We start from the raw sequence: 19,906 nt of genomic DNA, 5'->3' as shown, positions 1-19,906 counted from the left end.
CGCCTTCTTCAAAATGCAATGGGAAGCAATCTTCTGTCACAGACCGGATTATGGTAGATTGCAAGTCAGCGCGCAATTGCACAGTGAAATAGCACCGCCAACGGATATGCCCCGCTTACGGGATGCCGTACAGTTAAAGCAACCTCTGAAAACGCATAGTTTAGAGTAGCTATTGAGAAAAGCTATCCACAATAAAATAAAAGCGCCGTTCTGTTTATGCAGAACGGCGCTTCACTAAAATATGTACTTGAAAAGAGAGCTTAAGCTTTTTCGAGTGCGATAGCGATGCCTTGACCAACGCCAATACACATGGTGGCGAGTGCTTTTGATTTTCCGGTTAGCGACAATTCAAGTGCTGCCGTGCCAGCGATGCGGGCACCGGACATACCGAGCGGATGCCCAAGCGCAATCGCCCCACCGTTCGGATTCGCACGCGGATCGTTATCGGCGATTCCGAGTTGGCGGAGCGTTGCAAGGCCTTGGGAGGCAAAGGCTTCATTCAGCTCAATGACGTCAAGGTCATCGGCCTTCCAGCCAAGGCGGTTCAGCAGTTTCTTCGAAGCAGGAGCCGGACCGATACCCATGACGCGGGGTGGAACACCTGCCGTTGCTCCGCCAGTGATGCGGGCAATCGGGGTGAGGCCGTATTTTTTCACTGCCGCTGCCGAGCCGATGATCAGTGCTGCCGCACCATCATTAACGCCTGAGGCATTGCCAGCGGTGACGGTTGCGCCGTCCATGCGGTTCACCGGTTTCAGCTTGGCGAGCGCTTCGAGGCTGGTAGCTCGCGGATGCTCGTCCTTTGTCACGCTGAGCGGATCGCCCTTCTTCTGGGGAATGCTGACCGCTACGATTTCCTTTTCAAGGCGACCATTGGTCTGCGCTGCTGCGGCTTTTTCCTGACTGCGGACGGCAAATGCGTCCTGATCCTCGCGCGAGACTTTATAGTCAATGGCAACATTGTCGCCGGTTTCGGGCATGGAATCGACACCATAAAGCGCTTTCATCACCGGATTGACGAAACGCCAGCCGATGGTGGTGTCATAAATTTCCGCCTTGCGCGAAAAGGCTGCGTCAGCTTTCGGCATCACAAAGGGCGCACGGCTCATGCTTTCCACACCACCGGCGATTATCAATTCGGCTTCGCCGGACTTGATGGCGCGTGCGGCGATGATCATCGCATCCATGCCTGAACCGCAAAGACGGTTGACGGTGGTGCCGGTGACGGAAACCGGCAGGCCTGCCAGAAGCAGCGACATGCGGGCAACGTTGCGGTTATCTTCGCCAGCCTGGTTGGCGCAGCCGAAGATCACATCATCAACAGCCTCCCAATCAAGTGACGGATTGCGCTCCTGAAGCGCTTTGAGCGGCACGGCGCCAAGATCATCGGCGCGTACCGATGATAATGCACCGCCAAAGCGGCCAATCGGCGTGCGGATATAATCGCAGATGAAGACTTCGGTCATGGAGCTATCCTCAAAGTTTCGGGGCGATAAGATCGGCGACGGGGCCGTCGGTGTGCAGCTTTGCGCCCGTCTTGGCCTGAAGCTCGTCAAAGGAGATGCCCGGCAGCTTCTCACGCAATACGAAATGACCATCGACGATGTCGATCACCGCAAGGCTGGTATAGATACGGGTGATGCAGCCGACGCCAGTCAGTGGGAAGGTGCAGGCTTCTACCAGTTTCGGCTTACCGTCTTTGGTGACGTGTTCGGTGATCACGAAGACCTGCTTGGCACCATGCACGAGATCCATGGCGCCACCCACAGCAGGTACCCCCTTGGAGCCAACGCGCCAGTTAGCAAGATCACCATTCTGCGCGACCTGATAAGCGCCAAGAATAGCTACATCCAGATGACCGCCGCGTACCATGGCGAAACTATCTGCATGGTGGAAGAAGGCAGCACCGGGTTTCAGCGTTACGGCCTTTTTGCCAGCATTGATCAGATCCCAGTCTTCTTCGCCCTCAGCTGGTGGTTCGCCGAAATCAAGAATACCGTTTTCGGTATGGAAGATCGCCTGCCGACCGGGTGGCTGGTAGCGTGCGACCATTTCCGGAAAACCGATGCCGAGATTGACATAGGCGCCGTCACGGATGTCCTGCGCTGCACGCCAGGCGATCTGGGCGTTGGAAAGCTTGAGCTCTTGAGATGTTTCAACGGTCATGCGTAAACGGCTCCCGACCGAATGAGGATTTCTTCCTGTTGCGGATTGGCAATCTCGACGATGCTGTCGACAAAAATGCCGGGTGTGATCACATGCTCAGGATCAATGCCGCCAAGCGGCACGAGTTTCGAGACTTGCACGATGGTTTTGGCAGCGGCCATGCACATTAGCGGATTGAAGTTGCGTGCGGCCTTATTATAGGTGAGGTTGCCGTGGATATCGCCGACATGCGCTTTGATGAGAGCGAAATCGGCCTTGAGCCAGCGTTCCTGCACATAAGAGCGCCCGTCGAATTCGGCGATGATCTTGCCTTGCGCAAGTTCTGTGCCGTAGCCTGTGGGGGTGTAAAAGGCGGGAATGCCAGCGCCGCCAGCGCGGATGCGCTCGGCAAGCGTGCCTTGGGGAACGAGTTCCAGCTCCACCTTGCCTGTGAGATAGGCCTCGGTGAAGGCGCGTGGATCAGAAGACCGCGGGAACGAGCAGATCATCTTTTTGACCATTCCCGCATCAATCATTGCGGCGATGCCGATGCGGCCATTGCCCGCATTATTATTGATGACGGTGAGATTTTTTGGCCCTTTGTCGATTAGGGCGTGAATCAACTCGATCGGCGCGCCGGAGCCGCCGAAGCCGCCAATCATAACGGTTGCACCATCATTAATCCCGGCAACAGCTTCCGCCGCGCTGGTGATTGTCTTGTCCATGCTTGAACCCTCCGTGATGGCGTTGAAACTAAGGCCGAGAGCCGCTCGACGGCAACCCATTTGTGCGTTATATGATTTTTGTTCGATTATCGCACAGAATGGAGAGTGCAATGCCCGTAAAAGAACGCGACATCATGGGCGGTCTTGCCAAAGGGCTGAAAGTGATTGAGGCCTTCAGCGCCGAACGGCCACGCCTTTCCATTGCTGAGGCGGCGGAAATTGCCGGTCTTGACCGTGCGACAACACGGCGTTGTTTGTTGACGCTCTCGGAACTTGGTTATGCCGCTTATGACGGCAAGTTTTTTACTGTTACGCCACGCATTCTCAGGCTTGGCACGGGCTGTCTCGCCACCATGCCGCTGCCGCGCATTGTCCAGCCGACACTTGACCGGCTCTCTGAAGAGATCGGTCAGAGCACATCGGTGTCAATCCTTGATGAATGGGAAATTGTCTATGTGGCGCGTGCTGCCCAGAGCCGGGTCATGTCCATTGCCTTGATGCCCGGCTCAAGACTACCAGCTTATTGTACCTCAATGGGGCGTGTCTTGTTGGCTGCGCAGACGGATGAAAAGGCTGCGCAACTGCTGGAAGCCTCTCCGCGCATTGCACGTACCGAGCGCACTGTGACAGAGATTGCCGCATTGATGGCGGCGCTGGATGAGGTGCGCCAACACGGTTTTGCAACCATCAATCAGGAAGTGGAAACAGGGTTGCGTTCTATTGCGGTGCCGCTGCATACATCACGCGGCAAAACGATCGCTGCGCTTAATGTAGGGCTTGCCGCCACGGCAGAACCCATGACGGCTATTGTCGAGCGTTATCTGCCTGCGCTTTTAAAAACGCAGGCAGAGCTTGCTGCTATGCTGGCCTAATCAGTAGGGCAGGCCGACATAGTTTTCGGCGAGTGCGATGGATTTTTCGATTAACGGACCAGTCTCTCGGGTGTCTGCCAGTTTCACTGGCAGACGGCGGCGCAACGCGTCGCAGAAGGCATCGTCGCTCCAGCTTTCCGGCCCGTCGGTTAGCGGCACTTACAGCTAGTGTCGACTGAGGCTGGCATTGCGTATGGAACAAAGCACGAAGCTGCGATTAGAATCGGCATAGACCAGCTCTTCATGCAGCGGCTTTGTTTCCGAAAGGCAGCAATGCCCGGAACGACATGGCTCCCGGCATTTTTTGATGCGGCAGATGAAACTGCCGCTTTATGCTTAAAATGGATAATGCTGTTTCGGATCTTCAACCGTCAACCAGCGCAGATCAGTAAATTCTGCGATGCCAGCCTTGCCACCAAAGCGGCCGTAGCCGGAATTTTTGACACCACCAAATGGCATTTGTGCTTCATCACCAACGGTTGGGCCGTTAATATGGCAAATGCCCGTATCAATTTGATTGGCCACCGCCATGGCTCTTTGCAGATCATGCGAAAAGACCGCGGAAGAGAGACCATATTCTGAGTCATTTGCCACAGAAATGGCTTCTGCATCACCATTAACACGGATGATCGGCTTAACAGGGCCAAAGCTCTCTTCAGAATAAATTCGCATTTCTGGCGTAACATGGTCAATCAATGTTGCGCTCACGATGGCACCATTACGGGTGCCTCCTGCCAGCAGCTTGCCACCCTTTGAAACGGCATCAGCAATCAGCTCATCCATTTTTTCGCCAGCGCCCGGAGTGCACAGGCCACCCAGAACCACATGTTCGCGTGGATTGCCCGCAGGCAGCTGAGCCGCGCGCGCGGCTAAACGGCTTGCAAATTCATCGGCAATGCTGGCATCGACGATCAAGCGTTCCGTTGACATGCAAATCTGGCCCTGGTTCATGAAACAACCAAAAACAGCCGCATTGACTGCTGCATCGATATCTGCGTCACCAAGGACAACAAATGGCGCCTTGCCACCCAGTTCAAGCAGGGCGGGCTTTAGTTCTTCACCCGCAAGACGGCCGATGATACGACCAACTTTTGTGGAGCCGGTGAAATTAACGTGGCGCACAGCCGGCGCGCGGATTAAGGCTTCAACGAGCACAGCCGCATCTTCCGGCGCATTGGAGATCACATTCACAACACCAGCCGGGAAATCGGCCTCAGCAAAGCAGCTGCCGATCAGATGATGGGTGGCAGGGCAGAGTTCTGACGATTTCAGAACAACAGTATTCCCACAGGCAACCGCCATGGCAACTGCACGCGTACCAAGAATGACAGGCGCATTCCATGGGGCGATGCCGAGGCAAACGCCTTTGGGACGATTGACTGCCATTGCAAGGGTGCCGGGCTTGTTTGACGGGATCACTTCACCACCGATCTGGGTGACGATCGATGCCGCTTCGCGCAGGATATTGGCTGCAAGTGTGACATTGAAGCCGATCCAGGGGGCGGTTGCGCCGGTTTCTGCGATTGCGGCGGCGATGAATTCAGGTGCTTTCGCGTCCATAATATCAGCGGCACGGTTGAGCAGTTTGCGCCGTTCACCCACCAGAGTTTGCGACCATGCAGGAAATGCTTCAGCCGCAGCCGCAACCGCTGCCAATGCATCCTCAACCGAGGCGGCTGCCGCGGTTGTTGCGACTTGGTTTGTCACCGGATCACGGCGTTCAAAACTACGATTTCCTGTTGCCTTTACCGCGGCACCATTAATCAAAAGGTCTATTTTCATTGGTTTTGCCTCCTTCAAAGCCCAAAGAATTCGGTATTTACAGATGCTTCAAGTCCACCATCCGTAGGAATATTGGCACCTGTTACCCAACGTGCGGCATCTGAACAAAGAAACAGAATAATCGGCGCAATATCACCGGCAGTTCCGGCGCGACCAACCCGGTCTATATCGGCATTGACCCTCGAATCTCCCAACGTGTCGCGGAATTGGGTAAGAATTGGCGTGGTGACTGGCCCCGGAGATACGGCATTGACGCGGATTCCGCGTGAGCGGAATTGCGGATCATGTGCAGCAAGCTGGTTCCAAACGAGCAGCGCTTCCTTTGAAACCGGATAACCGGCATCGTTCGGAATTTCATATTCAGCGACGATCTTCGCAGGATCGGGAAAGCCTTGACTGTGCGCAATGCCCTTGGCGCGGCTGACATTTGAGCGCCAGCCATATCCAGCGATTGAGGCGACATTTACAATGGAGCCACCTTCACGCATTTTCGGAGCGAGACCTTCTGAGAGGGCGCGCAGACCGAAAAAGTTAACTGCCAAAGTATGTGCGGCACCTGTCTGCCCGGATACGCCCGCGATATTGCACAATGCGTCAAAACCATCCGGTATTGCATCGATAATGGCTTTAACACCATCGAACGTGCCAAGATCGCCGGCTAAAAACTCACCAAAACGCTGTTCTGGTTTGGCTCTGTCAATGCCGATCACTTCGGCGCCGAGGTGGAGAGCAAGCTCTGCCGTGCGTTGTCCTATTCCGCTCGCGACACCGGTCACGACGATCTTTTTACCAAATAACATCATGTTTATCATCCTTCTTGTCAGGACTGGGCAGCCAATATGGTGTAGCCAGATTGATTGTTTAGCTCAGGAATGAGGTTCCCAAAGTGTGTGTTCAGCGCTGGAGTTGACAGTAATCCAACGGGTTTCGGTAAATTCATCAATGGCCGCAAGGCCACCAAAACGTCCGTAACCACTTGCTTTTACGCCGCCAAAGGGCATGTCGGCACGGTCATGAAGAGTGGTTGTATTGATGTGGCAAATGCCGACATCGATCTGGCGAGCAGCTTCCATGGCACGCTGAATGTCGCGGCCAAAAACTGCGCCTGAAAGACCATATTCAGTATCATTGGCGATAAAAATGGCCTCTTTTTCTGATGATGCCCGGCAAATTGTTGCAATCGGCCCAAAGCATTCTTCTGCATAGACGGCCATTCCCGGCACAACATTGTCGATCACGGTTGCGTCCATGAAAACACCATTCGCCTGACCGCCGCAGACAATATCGGCCCCTTTTTTCTCTGCATCCACTATCAGCTCTGAAAGCCGTCTTGCGACCTGCTCGCTCACGAGCGGACCAAGCGCCCATTTGCCGCTTCGCGGATCTCCGGCGCGCAATTTTCTGGATTTTTCAACAAGCATCTCAACAAAGCGATCCGCTACAGCATCCAGCACGATGATCCGGTCAGTGGACATGCACACTTGGCCCTGATTCATGAAAGCGCCAAAAGCTGCGGCTTCGGCCGCCAGTTCCAAGTTTGCATCATCCAATACGATGAAGGGTGCTTTGCCACCTAATTTCAGCAAGCAGCGCTTCAAGTGACGCGCTGACATTTCTGCAATCAAACGTCCGACACGGGTTGATCCGGTAAAATTGATACGGCGCACAGCTTCCAGAGAGATGAGCGTCTCCATGATCTGCGATGCATTATCAGATCGGTGGGTGACAATATTCAACACACCTTCCGGCAGGCCGGCTTTGGTTAGAATTTCACCGATCAGCAGATGCGTGCCCGGCGAAAGTTCAGAGGCTTTCAACACGACAGAATTGCCAAGTGCCAGTGCGGTTGCGACAGCGCGCGAGGCAAGCACAAGCGGCGCATTCCATGGTGCAATCGCTAAGCAAACACCGACCGGTTCGCGAAAAGAAAACGCCTTCATGTCTTGAGTGACGCGGCCCGCAGACTGTGTGGTCAGAGCGGCTGCTTCTTCAAAATGCTCTTGGGCCAATCGAATATTGATCGCAATCCATTCATGCGTTGCGCCGATTTCGGCCATCATGAGTGATGTTATTCGATCTTGATATTGGCCAATCAGTTTTGCAGTGGCCATCAGGATATGGCGGCGTTCTTGAGGGGCAGTTTTCGACCAGTCAGAAAAGGCGCGCGCAGCAGAGTTTGCAGCACAGACTGCATCGGCTGCTGTGCAATCAGGTGCCGAATAGGCGACCGTTCCCAAGACGGGATCTATACGATCAAACATACCGATCTCACCTTGCAGAAAGCTCATGCAAGGCGGACGCTGTCGCGCATTGTAGGTCATCCATCCTCCTCAAGCGTTTCGTGCAACCAGACCCTCCCAGTCTGATACGGTTTCCCGCTTAGGTGCACGCACATCAACAGTATAATCATGATTTACCTTTGATAAGGAATATCATAATCTTGTAAAAATATATCAATTTCCGGCTGTTTGGGTGTGATGGATATAACGGCTAAAGACATGCAACAGGCATCTATAATTGATCAGCGCAGCCGGATGATTAAGGCTGAGAAAATTGATCCGACATTGCGTGGAATATCGCGCCGTCTAGCTGCAAATGATGATGCGTTGCAGACATGTCTTATTTTACTCTCATCGGGAGAGCTGCATTTTGAGAACGCGGAGCAGGATAGGCTGACATATGCCGCTCCAATGGTCTGGTTGTTTCAAAACACACACCGCAGTCTTGTGTTTTTTGGCCCCGGATCAATGGGCTATATCTTCACCATCCCGCAAACCATTGCCGATGAATTGGTTGGCCGCAGTGCGGAATCGATCATGCTGCGAGAGCTTTTTGAAGAAAATGGAGTTTTTCATCCGTCTCTGGATCATATGGCTGAGACATATATGATGCTTGCGCGCAATATAGAGAGGGAGGTGAATGCGGGGCTTGCCGGTTCGCAGATCGCAATCGTTGCCTGGATACGCTTGATGCTGATTGCTCTGTGGCGCGAGAGGCCGGACGACATACATTCAAAACATAACAGCCAGGCAAAACATAACAGTGTGAGTGAGGTGGAGCAGTTGCGGGCTTTTCGTAGGCTGGTTGAATTACATTTTCGACATCATCTCTCGATCGCTGATTATGCGAAGCTTCTGGAGATAGGATATGATCGCTTATACGGTATTTGTCAGCGAAAGCTGGGGCGAACACCGTTGCAGCTTGTGCATCAGCGGTTGCTGCGTGAGGCTGTTATGCGGCTGGAACGCACGGATGAATCTATTTCAGCAATAGCTTATGCATGTGGCTTTACAGATGCCAATAATTTCAGCCGTTTTTTCCACAAGGGGATGAACCAGGCCCCGAGCCGGTTTCGCGTGGCTTCACGCTTGCAGAAAGAAGTTGCGGTAGCGAATGCAACCTATGCCGACTGGCCCTGATCATGCGCGGTAACTATCCAAAATGGGGTCATACAAACTTCAGCTAAGTTTATAGCGAATGCCATATCAATATCTTGCATTTGATGAGCGATTTAAATCTTGGCGCAGTGTGGATGACACCGATCAATTTTTTTGGGTTTGCACATTCGTAAGTGGATCGCAGCAGTCGATGCCAAAACCGCCTACATCATGCCGGGCAGTCCGTGGGAAAGCGGCTATTGCGAAATCTTCTACACACTTAAGGAGGCGAAGATCATCATCGAAAACTGGAGACAGCATTACAACACCGTGCGGCCCCTCGGTTGAGGTTGCCAAGCGATTGGCTCAATATCTGCCTTGGTTTACCGATGATGCCGCAAAGCAAATATGGCAAAAGGCGGCCTTCAATTGTACTGTCAACGCTACAGCGCTTCTGGGCAAGGCAACGGTTGGGTTTCTGGCGCAGGAGCTTGGGAAAGATATGGCAATGCGCATTGCCGCTGAAGTGTTGGCTTTAGCAGAAAGCGAAGACATTCAGACGGATGTCGAACGGGGTGCGCGCACCGAAATAGACGCCTTGAACGGTTACGTCGCCCGCCGTTCCCGTGAACGCAGCATCGAAGCGCCATTCAATGATCTGATTGCCCGCTTGGTGCGGATGCAGGAAAAACAATAATCCAAGGATACGAATATCCGACTGTGAAGCGTTCACAAATGTGAAAAGGGTTTCAATTTCATCGACCCAAGCCACGGCGAAATTTTCCAGCCCGTTCAACTTTCGCATGGTTGAAGATATGCTGGCTTACCACGGGATCATCGTTACACAAAACGGTGCCCGAATGGGGCATGAAGCGCGTTGACTCAGCCAAGCTTACATTGCCCCTTAATCAGGTCGCGGTATGGCCCAATCGTGTGATGCGTCCGATGAGGGCAAGTGTGGTTTGCAGCGCCACACCGGTTGTCATCACCATTTGCGGCAAGGTTAGCCATTCAAGCATCCAGGCGGCACCGGAGCGCTCCTGTTCATGCACCAATGCATGATGTTGGGCGGCCAGTTGTGAGGCGTTGAAACGCGCAAGTGTCACCAGAAGTTCAGCGGCAACCGGGTTCTGCTTATGCGGCATGGCTGAAGAGCCGCCGCCACCTGTCAGCTGAATTTCCTGCCCCGCTTCTGCTAGAAGAGCCACATCCTGCCCGAATTTCCCGAGGCTTCCCGTAATGAGCGATAAAAGAGCGGCAAATTCTGCTAAAGTATCACGCTGGCTGTGCCATTGTGGTTGGTCGTTGAGTGCCAGTTTATGGGCGAGGGCAGCGCGAACAGCGCTACCTTTGTCGCCAAATTTTTCGAGCGATCCGGCAGCACCGCCAAATTGCACGGCAAAACCAGTCTGTGAAAAGTCAGAAATCCGCGCCATCGTGCGTTCAAGCGGCGCTTTCCAGGTGGCAATGCGCTCACCAGATGTAATCGGGATCGCCGCCTGCATACGGGTATAGCCCATCAGGCTATTGTGTCCGTCGCGTTCTGAAAGGGCAGAAAGGCCAGCGGCAATGGCCGCAAGCCTGTCGGTGATGATGTGTGTTGCCGCCTTCAGGCGCAGGATGAGGCTTGTATCAATCACATCCTGACTGGTGGCGCCGAAATGAACCTTTTCCGCAGCGCTGCCTCCGACCATCTGGCGTAATTGCCGGACGAGTTCGGGAATAACAACACCGTCCTTTGCCATGCCTTGAGCCAAAAGTGCCATGTCCGGCGAAAAGCCGCTTAGCTGAGTGACAATCGCTTCGGCTGTCTGATAGTCAATGACATTGCATTCGGCCTCAGCTTCAGCGAGTGCTGTTTCAAACCGCAGCATGGCGGCAATATCCGCATCCGCTGAAAAGAGCGTTGCGATATCCGGATCCGCAAACAGGCCGGAAAGGAAAGGGTGATCAAAGGCAGAAAGGCCCATCGTGACCTCAGATATCAAAGAACACCGTTTCACCATCACCTTGCAGGCGGATGTCGAAACGATAGGTGGCATCGCCTTCCTTGGTCGCAATCAGCGTTGGAAGGCGGCTTTTATGCTCAATACGGGCCAGCACTGGATCAATGGCATTTGCCTGTTCTTCCTCTGGAAAGTACATGCGGGTATGCAGGCCGATATTGATGCCGCGGGCAACAATCCAGAAGGTGACATGCGGAGCCATCAAACGCCCGTCTTTGAAAGGCACCGGACCCGGTTTGATCGTCTCAAAGACGAATTCGCCGGTATCCATGTCGCCCGGCGAGCGGCCCCAGCCGAGAAAGTTCGGATCAGCCGCGCCGCGCGTTTCGCTTGGGCTGTTGTAAAGGCCAGCTGAGTCAGCTTGCCAGATTTCTATCAGCGCATCTTTTAACGGGTAGCCGCCGCCGTCATAGACGGTTCCGCGAATGGTAATGCGGGTGCCGCATGTCTGATCGTTATAGAGGGCGCCGGAGCCGAGGTCCTTGTCGAAAACACCGTGAATGCCCACAAAATTTGGCGTGCAGCCGATATGGACGTAAGGGCCAGCAGTCTGGGACGCACTTTCCTTAAGGTAGTTGAGTGGTTGCACCATATCAGTTGCCCTCCGGACGGTTCTCGAAGAAGGTGGAGCGACGGCCCCGCAGAATGATATCGAACTTATAGGCGAGCATGTCCATCGGTACTGTCGCATTCATGTCGAGGGGTGCAATCAACTGCCGGATTGCATTTTCGTCGGGGATGGTCTTGACAATTGGGCAGCGCCAGATCAGCGGGTCGCCCTCAAAATACATCTGGGTGATCAGGCGTTGCTGAAAACCGTGACCAAAGATCGAGAAATGAATATGCGCCGGGCGCCAGTCATTGACACCGTTCGGCCATGGATAGGCACCGGGCTGGATGGTCTTGAACCAGTAATAGCCGTTTTCATCGGTGATGGTACGGCCGACCCCGCCGAAATTCGGATCAACGGCGGCAAGGTATGTTTCTTTTTTATGGCGGTAACGGCCACCGGCATTGGCCTGCCAAAATTCAACCAATGCACCAGCAACACCCAGGCCACGTTCATCCAGCACACGGCCATGCACCAGAATGCGTGGGCCGACCGGCATTTCTCCGGGTTTGGCGTAGTTAAGGATGAGATCGTTGTCGAGCGGGTTCAGCATGCCATGGCCAAAGACCGGGCCGGTGATTTCACTCTTGGTGCCTTCCATCGAAATCAGCGCGCGCTGAGGTGAACGCAGGATTGAGGTCTTGTACCACGGTGCGTAAGCCGGTGGGTGCATGTCGCGATCACGCGCGAAGAAAGGCCCGGTTTCGGGTGGTTGGTTTCTCATTTTATCTCCTCCTTTGCAGCGTTTTCGGTACGCATCCCCGCAAGTGCCGTCTTCGCAATCTTGAACGCATGGTTTGCTGCCGGAACACCGGCATAAATGGCCACATGCATCAGCGTTTCGCGGATATCTTCCTCTGTCGCACCCGTATTGGCGGTTGCCCTGACATGCATGGCAACTTCTTCATCCTGACCAGACGCAGCCAGAAGAGCGATGGTGATGAGGGAACGCTCACGCTTGGTTAGTTGTGTGCCAGACCAAACCGTGCCCCAGGCAGATTCGGTGATAAGGGTCTGGAACGGCTGATCAAATTCTGTGGCGCTGGCGCTTGCCTTGTCCACATGCGCATCGCCCAGCACGGAGCGGCGTGTCACCATGCCCTGCATGTATCGTTCGGTCGGCTTGGCGGGTGCGCTCATTTTTGGGTCTCCAACATGAATTAAGAGAGAGATTTGAGGAAAGCAGAAACTTTGGCCGAATAGGCGGCAGGCTGCTCAATGCAGGGGATATGTCCGCAATCGGCGATCTCGACGAATGTGCTGTTGGTCACAAGAGCTGAGAGTGAGCGCACAAGATCGGGCGAGCTTGCGCCATCCTGATCACCAACCACGCAGAGCGTCGGTACGGCTATCCGGGTTGCGGCTTCCGTATAGTCGGCATCGCGAAGCGCTGCGCATGTGCCACAATAGCCTTCAACCGACTGGCGGGTGAGCATGGCGCGGCATCCGGTATAAAGTGCATTGTCGGGTGTGCGGAACGCAGGCGTAAACCAGCGTTCCATGATGGGGTCGACCATGCCGGAAAGCCCATTTTCTAGAATGTGCTCAATACGTCCATTCCACATATCAGCGGTGCCGATTTTATGGGCGGTGTTGGACAGAACCAGTGCCCGCACGAGATCAGGCCGCTTGGCATAAAGCCCCTGTGCGATCAGCCCCCCGACCGAAAGCCCCCAGATGACAGCTTGTTCAATGCCCAGATGTTCGAGCAGAGCGATCAGATCATCGGCATGCGTTTCAATTGAATAAGGTGGATTTCCAAGCGCGGAAAGCCCGTGACCTCGCTTGTCATGCAGCACAAAAGCGTAGCTGTCACCGAGCGCGGCAACCACTGCATCCCAGATGCGGAAATCAGTTCCGAGCGAATTGACGAAGGCAATAACCGGACGACCTGTTCCAAGACCTTCAGTGCGATAATGGATGGCGGTATCACCAATATTCAGAAAATTCATTGTCACTCTTCTCCCGGCATAGATATTGCAACAGCAAATAGGTTAAGTAAAATAAGTTTTTTCAGCTAAAGGATAACTGTGAGGTTATGGTTTCGCCTGTTGATCCTCGTATCAAATTTCGACATCTACAAACATTTGTAGAGGTTGCACGGCAAAAAAGCGTCAATCGGGCGGCAGAAATTCAGAATGTCAGCCAGCCTGCTGTGACAAAGACAATCCGTGAACTGGAAGAAATTCTCGGCGTCTCCCTGTTTGAGCGTGAGGGTCGCGGCATCCGTACAACAGGATATGGCGAGATATTTCTACGTCATGCAGGCGCGACATTGACCGCGTTGCGTCAGGGCGTCGATGCGGTCTCCCAGGAGAATGCTCGTTCTGGCGCTCCCGTCAGGATTGGCGCTCTTCCAACAGTGTCTGCCCGTATCATGCCGCAGGCTATGAAGCTGTTTATTGACGAACGAACCGGAAGTCCGGTCAAAATCGTCACGGGAGAAAATGCGGTTTTATTGGAGCAATTACGGGTCGGAGAATTGGACCTTGTGGTTGGACGCCTTGCCGCGCCGGAAAAGATGACCGGATTTTCCTTCGAGCACCTTTATTCGGAGCAGGTGCTGTTTGTTGTCCGCGTTGGTCACTCGCTGCTTGATAATGTTGGCAATATTTTTGATCGGCTTGGCGATTATCCGGTTTTGATGCCGACACGTAATTCGGTCATTCGTTCGACCGTTGAGCAATTTCTTATCACACACGGCGTTTCAGGACTGCAAACCCAGATTGAAACGGTATCGGATGCATTTGGCCGTGCTTATCTGCGTATGAGTGATGCAGTCTGGATCATTTCGGAAGGCGTGGTCACGGGTGATATTGCTGATGGCATTCTTGCAGCGCTCCCGCTGGAGACTGCCGATACACGTGGACCGGTTGGTTTGACGGTGCGCGCAGATACAGTACCGTCTCTTCCCATGACTTTGTTGATGCAGAGCATTCGTGCTGTTGCTGCGCAGAGCGCGGCAAGCAACGCTTAGACTTTATCCGTGGGGTGGAAGGATGCTTGGGTAGCTATAGAGCCGTTAAATGTTTGGATCAGCTAACCCAAGTGTATCCTGCCATTGGTGTGGTTATCTGATTATGCCGCGTCCTGCAAAAGATTGGCAAATGCTATCGAATGCGCTTGTTGATGTTCTTAATCGTGCCTTTTGCCAAGGTGAGTCTGGGATGCAAAACCAGCTTCTGACTGCCATTCCATCATCCCCATTGTCCAAAGCCCTGTAGCCCACAAACTCGGAGCCGGGGTCAAAGGTATAACTGAGACGTTCAGGATAAGGCAGAGCAACCGATTTATCCAAATCTTGAATCCAGCGCTTAGTTCGTTAAGCCAAGAACCATCGCTGCATTGGTTGCGACCATCTTGTGGATGTCGTCATCGGCATATCCAAGGTCCATGAGAATGCTGATGCCGCGTTTAAAACCTTCCAGGGGTTCAACAACGCCGACCTGCCCAAGATCGGAGCAGATAATCGTTTTATCAATGCCGGCTGCCTCAATTTGCGATTTCATGTCGTCGGATGTGCAGGTTTTGAACTTTGAACCTTCCACAAAGAAAGCCAGCGAGTGTTCGACATAAGCACCCATCGCAGCAATGCCGCGTACGTCATCAAGCGATGCGCCAACCACGTCTTCGGGATGCGTAAAGATAAGGCGTTCAACACCGCGTCGCTTTGCCTCCTCAAACACGATCCATGTTTCGCTGACGTGAATATGGCCGCTCGCAAGCGTCATATTGTTCTTTGCAATAATGTCGAGGATTTCCTTGAGTGCATCAACAACCTGCTTCTGCCCATCGAGAACAGGCACAGCCGCTGCAGAACGTATCTTTTGGGTCGATGCAGGGTGCGCCCAGCTACCGGTCTTCTCCCATTTGAGATGATTTTTGGCTGCAAGTGTCGGCATCCACACGATTTTTCCGCCCATTGCAGCGGTATGTTCCACGGCATAAGGATTAAGGCCGCCAACGACGTTATTGAGAACAATTCCTGAATAAAGCTTTGTCTTGAGATCAGGATAATGGTTCGCAATCAATTGAGCCGTCGCAACGCCCGCGTAATCGTGATCTTTCGTTACCGCTGCAATAAAGCCAGCGTCCGAATATATTTTCGCCAATTCCAAATGATCAACCATTCGCGGTGCGATCGAAGGCCCGCTATGCACATGCGGATCAACTGCGCCAATCAGGATCTTGCCAATTCTAGCTTCCTGTTCATCTGTTCTCATGAGACTGTTTCCCACACCAATTCCTCCCGTAATAGTCAGCATCAGTAAGAAGGCTGCCTGATGTTCACCACATGATTGAAGCACTGGATGCCGAGATCATGACATGAAAACAAAACGCTCATCTGGCGAACGCCCAGCGGCTTCCTGAGAAAGGAATGCCTTTTTACGACCCAATGCAGACAACTGAATCGTTCTCATATTAAGAACCTTGTTCTCTTATGAGTGTTTTCCGCATCAGTGTCAACGCGTGAGAATGGCGTTTGATAAAGCTGATCAAAGTAGATTTACCCCGAATTTGCCGCCGATTACACGATTGCGGTCGGACAAAAATGGATCCTGCGAATTGTTCCCAGGCTCGTCAGTTGTATCAGAGAATACCCACTTGCCCCAAAAGTAGGCGCGCTTTTCGGAATACGCTTTTAATTCACATGACCGAAAGCGCTTGAAATATCCTTGGCCAACCGCAGCAAACGATTAATCAGTGCAGGGTCTGGCACGTCCGGAATATGCTGCACAGAACCGACAAAACAAATGCTTGCTATCAGCTTGTTGTCATAATTGATCACAGGCGCAGCCATGGCATTTATGCCCAGCAAGGCCTCCTGCGGAGCAGAAGCGAACCCATATTCCCGCACCTTTTTCAATTCGTCTTCCAACACTTCCCAACTGGTAATTGTATGCGGTGTAACTGGCGTCAACGAAGTCTTTTTCAGCTCCGAGAGGTTGCTGCCTCCCATAGCCAGAAAGACTTTCCCCTGCGCAGAGGCATGCAATGCCAGATGGCTGCCAGTGCGCACACCGATCTCTATCTGATGTGTACTCGGGCAGGTCAAAACGACATAAGCGGAGGCCGGCATTGGAGTAGATAAGACTACCGCCAATCCGGTTTCATTGCGGGCCGCCATCATAAACGGCAAAGCGATTGCCGTAATATCATTCAGACTTTGCGCCTGCTGCCCGATCAACCACGCTTTTGGGCCAAGCCGATAACGACTGGTCGATGGGTCCTGAACAACCAGACCACGACTGATCAGCGTATGTAGATGTTTGAATGCTGCACTCTTGGCGATTCCAAAGCTTTCGGCAATCTGCGTGACGCTGTCGCGTTCAGGTGAGAAAGCAACATGTTCCAATATCCGCAGACATAGCTCAGCGGCCTTAACATTGTCTGTTCCAGTCACGATCTCTCCTAATTTCAATGATGCGCACCATCTACAGAATTGAATTTACTAAGAAAATCTTTCCCGCGATAGCTTTCTATTGTTGCAAACTACAGGTTCATTACACGTGTTTGACATGTTGCTGTTGACAGATGCTAGCACGTCGTTTTTATTAAGAACAGAGTTCTCTATTTGAGAACGATCTTGGGAGGGATTAGAATGAAGGCTTATTTCCTGGCAGCCATGATGGGCGTGATTGGGCATGGTGCTTATGCGGAACCGGTTACTCTTCGTTTGGGACACGCGGTTTTCGAAAGTCATCCCATTCACGATACGGCTGTTCGCTTCAAAGAAGCGGTAGAGCGAATCTCGAATGGCGACGTAAAAATCGAGATTTTCCCTTCCCGCCAGCTCGGTGATGTCAAGGAACTGATGGAGGGGGTTGAGCTGGGCACGATTGACATGACCGTTAATTCCTCTTCCGCTCTTGCGACAATGATTCCATCTATCAATGCATTACAACTGCCGGGAATCATACCCGATTATGAAAGTTTTGCTGCGCTGGCAGTATCTGGCTCCGCACGGGCTATCATGGATAAAATCAAAGACCATGGCATGATTGCGCTTGGGCTTTATGAAGGTGGTCAACGTCACTTCCTGAGTGTTGGTAAGCCGGTTGAATCGCTGGCTGACCTTAAAGGCCTGAAAACACGCGTTCCACCTGCGCCATTATTTATCGACATTTGGAAGGCTCTCAAAACCAATCCAACACCGATGGCTTATGGTGAAGTCTATTCGGCTCTGGAAACCGGCGCACTCGATGCGGTTGAGATCAATCTGTCTTCGATTGACTCTGAAAAATATTACGAAGTCGCCAAGGGTGTCACTCTGACAGGCCATTACTTCTGGCCTTCATTCCTTCTGATCAACAAAGACACGTTTGAAACATTGGACCCTGCTCAGCAAAAGGCGATGCTCGACGCTGTTGCGGAAACCGTTCATCCGCAGGTTATGGCAGTTGCCGAGCAGGATAAACGCGTGCTCGCAACACTGGCTGAGCGCAATATCCCGGTAATTGAGCCTTCAGCAGAAATGAAAGAGCAGATGCGCGAAGTTTTTGTCCCGCTGGTCGAGAAATACAAGGCAGGCGATCCGTTGATTGCAGCCTTTGCTGATGAGGCTGCCGCTCTCAATGGCGCGAAGTGATCTCGGCGCATCCAATCTATCGGGATATGCAAAAATGAAGCGACTGCAACAATGCTACGTCACTGTGATTGAAAGCATTTGCCTCGCAGGCATCACGCTGGTCACACTCCTTGGCGGCCTACAGGTCTGGTTCCGTTATGTGGCCGGAGATTCGCTTGTCTGGTCTGAGGAACTGATGCGAGTAACCATGATCTGGATGGTTATGCTGGGTGCGGGCGTGGCATATTCACGAGGCCAGTTCCTCGGCATGCGGTTTCTGGTGGACCATTTTCCCTCGCCGATCCGCCGCATCTGCGATCTCATATCATTACTGGGAATGCTGACCTTTCTGGGCTTCATCGCTTGGTACGGTTGGAAATTTGCGATGAAGACACAACTACAGCTCTCCCCAACGCTCGGCTTCTCTTTGTTCTGGGTCAATATTTCAATCGTTATAGGATCGGCACTTTTAGCCGTCCATATCATTATGGCCGAAATCTTCGGCATAAAAGACGCTGAAATACTGGAGGCACACGAATGATCTGGCTTGGTGCTTTCTTCTTTTTCTTCTTGCTGATTGGCATGCCTATCGCCTTCGTACTTGGAGCCAGTGCGCTTGGTTATTTTGTGATGACCGACCAGACGCGATTTCTGATCACCCTGCCGCAGCGCATGATCGCGGGCATGGATATGTTCGTTCTGCTCGCAATTCCACTGTTCATTCTTGCCGGGAATATCATGGATGTCGGTGGCCTGACCAAAAAGCTGGTTGGTTTGGCAAATTCGGTGGTCGGACGCTTTCGCGGTGGCCTATCGCTGACTGCAGTATGGGGCGCATTTCTGTTTGGTGGCGTCTCTGGTTCCGCAGCAGCTGATGCTGCAGCGCTTGGCACCGTCCTCATTCCGGATATGAAGCGTCAGGGTTATGATGTTGATTATTCCGGCGCGTTGATTGCAGTGTCATCACTCATGGCGCCCCTGGTTCCGCCATCAATTGCAATGATCATCTACGGTGCTCTGTCCGGCACATCGATTTCAGCCTTGATGATCGCCGGTGTCGTACCCGGTGTTATTCTGGCAGTTGTGCTGTCAGTCTACGCTATTTTCATCGCCAGAAAGCGGAATTATCCACGCGCGGCTCCCATGCCTTTTTCGGAGATCATGCGCTCAGCTATCCATGCCATTCCGGTGATGTTGTTGCCTGTTATCATTGTTGTCGGGATCCGTGGCGGCATCTTCACGCCAACTGAAGCAGCAGCTGTCGCTGCGATTTATGCGCTGATCGTTTCCGGGCTGATCTATCGGGCACTGACATTAACTTTCCTAAAACGCGCTTTCGTCAACACAGCAATTCTGAGTGCTGCGATCTACGTGCTCATAGCCATGGCCAATGTGGTTGCGTTTATTTTCGCTATCGAGCAATTGCCTCAAAAGGCGGTCGCAGGACTGACCACAATCTCGGATAACCCGCTCATCATTTTGTTGATGGTCAATATTATTCTGCTGGTTCTGGGCATGTTTCTGGACACGATCGGCGTCCTCATTCTCACCGTCCCGGCTCTGACAGCGATCGGAACGACTTTGGGGATGGACCCGGTTCATCTGGGCGTCATGGTTGTTTTCAATGTGCTCATTGGCTTTGTTACCCCACCCGTCGGTCTGTGTTTGTTCGTTATTGCAGGTGTCACCCGAAGGCCAATGGAAAAAATTGCACTTCACGCATTGCCGATGATTGGTCTGGCTATTCTTGTTCTCGCGTTCATTGCACTTGTTCCTGAGATTGTACTGTCTCTGCCTCGTATGATGGGATGAAGGAAACAT

Annotated in this window: 21 protein-coding genes and 2 pseudogenes; 8 read left to right on the top strand and 15 right to left on the bottom strand. The window is 52.8% G+C overall.

All coding sequences use genetic code 11. The features are described 5' to 3' along the window. Positions 1-260 precede the first annotated feature (260 nt). The 3 genes from pcaF to OPR82_RS16265 are packed head-to-tail and all read right to left on the bottom strand — an operon-like array spanning position 261 to position 2,870. A complete protein-coding gene (gene pcaF / locus OPR82_RS16275) occupies positions 261-1,466 on the bottom strand; it encodes a 3-oxoadipyl-CoA thiolase (protein WP_265986000.1) in 1,206 nt (401 codons plus the stop codon). Between the two features lie 10 nt (positions 1,467-1,476). Further along, complete coding sequence (locus tag OPR82_RS16270) at positions 1,477-2,166, bottom strand: CoA transferase subunit B (protein ID WP_265985999.1); 690 nt, start codon at positions 2,164-2,166, stop codon at positions 1,477-1,479. After that, positions 2,163-2,870, bottom strand: a complete 708-nt coding sequence (locus OPR82_RS16265; RefSeq protein WP_265985997.1) for a 3-oxoacid CoA-transferase subunit A — start codon at positions 2,868-2,870, stop codon at positions 2,163-2,165. Before OPR82_RS16265 ends, OPR82_RS16270 begins: the two co-directional genes overlap by 4 nt. Positions 2,871-2,980: 110 nt before the next feature. Here OPR82_RS16265 and OPR82_RS16260 point away from each other — a divergent pair, with 110 nt between their 5' ends. After that, the gene (locus OPR82_RS16260) at positions 2,981-3,742 is read left to right on the top strand and encodes an IclR family transcriptional regulator domain-containing protein (RefSeq protein WP_265985995.1); all 762 of its coding nucleotides are present in this window, start codon (positions 2,981-2,983) and stop codon (positions 3,740-3,742) included. Here OPR82_RS16260 and OPR82_RS16255 read toward each other — a convergent pair whose 3' ends face one another. The 4 genes from OPR82_RS16255 to OPR82_RS16240 form a co-directional block, all read right to left on the bottom strand. Continuing rightward, positions 3,743-3,901 carry a hypothetical protein gene (locus OPR82_RS16255; RefSeq protein ID WP_265985993.1) on the bottom strand — a complete coding sequence of 53 codons (159 nt, stop codon included), beginning with the start codon at positions 3,899-3,901 and terminating at the stop codon, positions 3,743-3,745. 177 nt (positions 3,902-4,078) lie between these two features. Further along, positions 4,079-5,524 (bottom strand): aldehyde dehydrogenase, encoded by a 1,446-nt coding sequence (locus tag OPR82_RS16250; protein WP_265985991.1) that lies wholly within the window; start codon positions 5,522-5,524, stop codon positions 4,079-4,081. 14 nt (positions 5,525-5,538) lie between these two features. Then, positions 5,539-6,324 (bottom strand): coniferyl-alcohol dehydrogenase, encoded by a 786-nt coding sequence (locus tag OPR82_RS16245; protein WP_265986012.1) that lies wholly within the window; start codon positions 6,322-6,324, stop codon positions 5,539-5,541. A gap of 66 nt (positions 6,325-6,390) precedes the next feature. Then, positions 6,391-7,845: an aldehyde dehydrogenase family protein gene (locus OPR82_RS16240; protein WP_265985989.1), complete on the bottom strand. Its 1,455-nt coding sequence runs from the start codon at positions 7,843-7,845 to the stop codon at positions 6,391-6,393. A 177-nt stretch (positions 7,846-8,022) separates the two neighbouring features. Between OPR82_RS16240 and OPR82_RS16235 the strand changes: the two genes are divergently transcribed. From OPR82_RS16235 to OPR82_RS16225, 3 genes and pseudogenes are all read left to right on the top strand, one after another. Further along, complete coding sequence (locus OPR82_RS16235; protein ID WP_265985987.1) at positions 8,023-8,943, top strand: helix-turn-helix transcriptional regulator; 921 nt, start codon at positions 8,023-8,025, stop codon at positions 8,941-8,943. Between the two features lie 129 nt (positions 8,944-9,072). Further along, positions 9,073-9,240, top strand: a pseudogene (locus OPR82_RS16230) (IS3 family transposase); the annotation flags it as partial. A 22-nt stretch (positions 9,241-9,262) separates the two neighbouring features. Further along, positions 9,263-9,598, top strand: a complete 336-nt coding sequence (locus OPR82_RS16225) for a ketopantoate reductase family protein (protein ID WP_265985985.1) — start codon at positions 9,263-9,265, stop codon at positions 9,596-9,598. A 211-nt stretch (positions 9,599-9,809) separates the two neighbouring features. Here OPR82_RS16225 and OPR82_RS16220 read toward each other — a convergent pair whose 3' ends face one another. The 5 genes from OPR82_RS16220 to pcaD are packed head-to-tail and all read right to left on the bottom strand — an operon-like array spanning position 9,810 to position 13,469. Then, positions 9,810-10,871 carry a 3-carboxy-cis,cis-muconate cycloisomerase gene (locus tag OPR82_RS16220; protein ID WP_265985983.1) on the bottom strand — a complete coding sequence of 354 codons (1,062 nt, stop codon included), beginning with the start codon at positions 10,869-10,871 and terminating at the stop codon, positions 9,810-9,812. A gap of 7 nt (positions 10,872-10,878) precedes the next feature. Then, entirely contained in the window at positions 10,879-11,499 is a 621-nt protein-coding gene (pcaG, locus tag OPR82_RS16215) for a protocatechuate 3,4-dioxygenase subunit alpha (protein ID WP_265985981.1), read from the bottom strand. A 1-nt stretch (position 11,500) separates the two neighbouring features. Further along, positions 11,501-12,241: a protocatechuate 3,4-dioxygenase subunit beta gene (gene pcaH / locus OPR82_RS16210; protein ID WP_265985979.1), complete on the bottom strand. Its 741-nt coding sequence runs from the start codon at positions 12,239-12,241 to the stop codon at positions 11,501-11,503. Beyond that, positions 12,238-12,657 (bottom strand): 4-carboxymuconolactone decarboxylase, encoded by a 420-nt coding sequence (pcaC, locus tag OPR82_RS16205; protein ID WP_265985977.1) that lies wholly within the window; start codon positions 12,655-12,657, stop codon positions 12,238-12,240. The genes pcaH and pcaC overlap by 4 nt, the downstream gene beginning before the upstream one ends. Positions 12,658-12,677: 20 nt before the next feature. Next, the gene (gene pcaD, locus OPR82_RS16200; RefSeq protein WP_265985975.1) at positions 12,678-13,469 is read right to left on the bottom strand and encodes a 3-oxoadipate enol-lactonase; all 792 of its coding nucleotides are present in this window, start codon (positions 13,467-13,469) and stop codon (positions 12,678-12,680) included. Between the two features lie 86 nt (positions 13,470-13,555). Between pcaD and pcaQ the strand changes: the two genes are divergently transcribed. Beyond that, the gene (gene pcaQ / locus OPR82_RS16195; RefSeq protein ID WP_265985973.1) at positions 13,556-14,494 is read left to right on the top strand and encodes a pca operon transcription factor PcaQ; all 939 of its coding nucleotides are present in this window, start codon (positions 13,556-13,558) and stop codon (positions 14,492-14,494) included. Between the two features lie 136 nt (positions 14,495-14,630). Here the strand turns inward: pcaQ and OPR82_RS22880 are convergent. From OPR82_RS22880 to OPR82_RS16185, 3 genes and pseudogenes are all read right to left on the bottom strand, one after another. After that, positions 14,631-14,797, bottom strand: a pseudogene (locus OPR82_RS22880) (IS30 family transposase); the annotation flags it as partial. 34 nt (positions 14,798-14,831) lie between these two features. Then, positions 14,832-15,740: a DUF6282 family protein gene (locus OPR82_RS16190; RefSeq protein ID WP_265985971.1), complete on the bottom strand. Its 909-nt coding sequence runs from the start codon at positions 15,738-15,740 to the stop codon at positions 14,832-14,834. A gap of 419 nt (positions 15,741-16,159) precedes the next feature. Further along, positions 16,160-16,921: an IclR family transcriptional regulator gene (locus tag OPR82_RS16185; protein ID WP_265985969.1), complete on the bottom strand. Its 762-nt coding sequence runs from the start codon at positions 16,919-16,921 to the stop codon at positions 16,160-16,162. 198 nt (positions 16,922-17,119) lie between these two features. On the opposite strand from OPR82_RS16185, the gene OPR82_RS16180 reads away from it, so the two are divergent. Genes OPR82_RS16180 through OPR82_RS16170 form a run of 3 tightly spaced genes read left to right on the top strand, consistent with a single transcriptional unit; the run spans position 17,120 to position 19,897 of the window. Next, positions 17,120-18,106 carry a TRAP transporter substrate-binding protein gene (locus OPR82_RS16180; RefSeq protein WP_265985968.1) on the top strand — a complete coding sequence of 329 codons (987 nt, stop codon included), beginning with the start codon at positions 17,120-17,122 and terminating at the stop codon, positions 18,104-18,106. 34 nt (positions 18,107-18,140) lie between these two features. Then, positions 18,141-18,626 (top strand): TRAP transporter small permease, encoded by a 486-nt coding sequence (locus tag OPR82_RS16175; protein WP_265985967.1) that lies wholly within the window; start codon positions 18,141-18,143, stop codon positions 18,624-18,626. After that, positions 18,623-19,897, top strand: a complete 1,275-nt coding sequence (locus OPR82_RS16170) for a TRAP transporter large permease (protein WP_265985966.1) — start codon at positions 18,623-18,625, stop codon at positions 19,895-19,897. The genes OPR82_RS16175 and OPR82_RS16170 overlap by 4 nt, the downstream gene beginning before the upstream one ends. The last annotated feature ends 9 nt before the right edge of the window (positions 19,898-19,906 follow it).

Origin of the sequence: Ochrobactrum chromiisoli, assembly GCF_026241335.1 — a bacterium.
GTDB classification, from domain to species: Bacteria; Pseudomonadota; Alphaproteobacteria; order Rhizobiales; family Rhizobiaceae; genus Brucella; species Brucella chromiisoli.
Note: the sequence above shows the minus strand (reverse complement) of the source record. Positions and strands in the feature narration are given on the sequence as shown.

Bases quoted from the DNA above. Each gene is read 5' to 3' on its own strand.
- OPR82_RS16180 (WP_265985968.1), top strand. From the start codon at position 17,120: ATGAAGGCTTATTTCCTGGCAGCCATGATGGGCGTGATTGGGCATGGT.
- pcaF (WP_265986000.1), bottom strand. From the start codon at position 1,466: ATGACCGAAGTCTTCATCTGCGATTATATCCGCACGCCGATTGGCCGC.
- OPR82_RS16240 (WP_265985989.1), bottom strand. From the start codon at position 7,845: ATGACCTACAATGCGCGACAGCGTCCGCCTTGCATGAGCTTTCTGCAA.
- OPR82_RS16245 (WP_265986012.1), bottom strand. From the start codon at position 6,324: ATGTTATTTGGTAAAAAGATCGTCGTGACCGGTGTCGCGAGCGGAATA.
- pcaD (WP_265985975.1), bottom strand. From the start codon at position 13,469: ATGAATTTTCTGAATATTGGTGATACCGCCATCCATTATCGCACTGAA.
- OPR82_RS16260 (WP_265985995.1), top strand. From the start codon at position 2,981: ATGCCCGTAAAAGAACGCGACATCATGGGCGGTCTTGCCAAAGGGCTG.
- pcaC (WP_265985977.1), bottom strand. From the start codon at position 12,657: ATGAGCGCACCCGCCAAGCCGACCGAACGATACATGCAGGGCATGGTG.
- OPR82_RS16170 (WP_265985966.1), top strand. From the start codon at position 18,623: ATGATCTGGCTTGGTGCTTTCTTCTTTTTCTTCTTGCTGATTGGCATG.
- pcaQ (WP_265985973.1), top strand. From the start codon at position 13,556: ATGGTTTCGCCTGTTGATCCTCGTATCAAATTTCGACATCTACAAACA.
- OPR82_RS16175 (WP_265985967.1), top strand. From the start codon at position 18,141: ATGAAGCGACTGCAACAATGCTACGTCACTGTGATTGAAAGCATTTGC.
- pcaG (WP_265985981.1), bottom strand. From the start codon at position 11,499: ATGGTGCAACCACTCAACTACCTTAAGGAAAGTGCGTCCCAGACTGCT.
- OPR82_RS16270 (WP_265985999.1), bottom strand. From the start codon at position 2,166: ATGACCGTTGAAACATCTCAAGAGCTCAAGCTTTCCAACGCCCAGATC.
- OPR82_RS16220 (WP_265985983.1), bottom strand. From the start codon at position 10,871: ATGGGCCTTTCTGCCTTTGATCACCCTTTCCTTTCCGGCCTGTTTGCG.
- OPR82_RS16250 (WP_265985991.1), bottom strand. From the start codon at position 5,524: ATGAAAATAGACCTTTTGATTAATGGTGCCGCGGTAAAGGCAACAGGA.
- OPR82_RS16235 (WP_265985987.1), top strand. From the start codon at position 8,023: ATGCAACAGGCATCTATAATTGATCAGCGCAGCCGGATGATTAAGGCT.
- OPR82_RS16190 (WP_265985971.1), bottom strand. From the start codon at position 15,740: ATGAGAACAGATGAACAGGAAGCTAGAATTGGCAAGATCCTGATTGGC.
- OPR82_RS16265 (WP_265985997.1), bottom strand. From the start codon at position 2,870: ATGGACAAGACAATCACCAGCGCGGCGGAAGCTGTTGCCGGGATTAAT.
- pcaH (WP_265985979.1), bottom strand. From the start codon at position 12,241: ATGAGAAACCAACCACCCGAAACCGGGCCTTTCTTCGCGCGTGATCGC.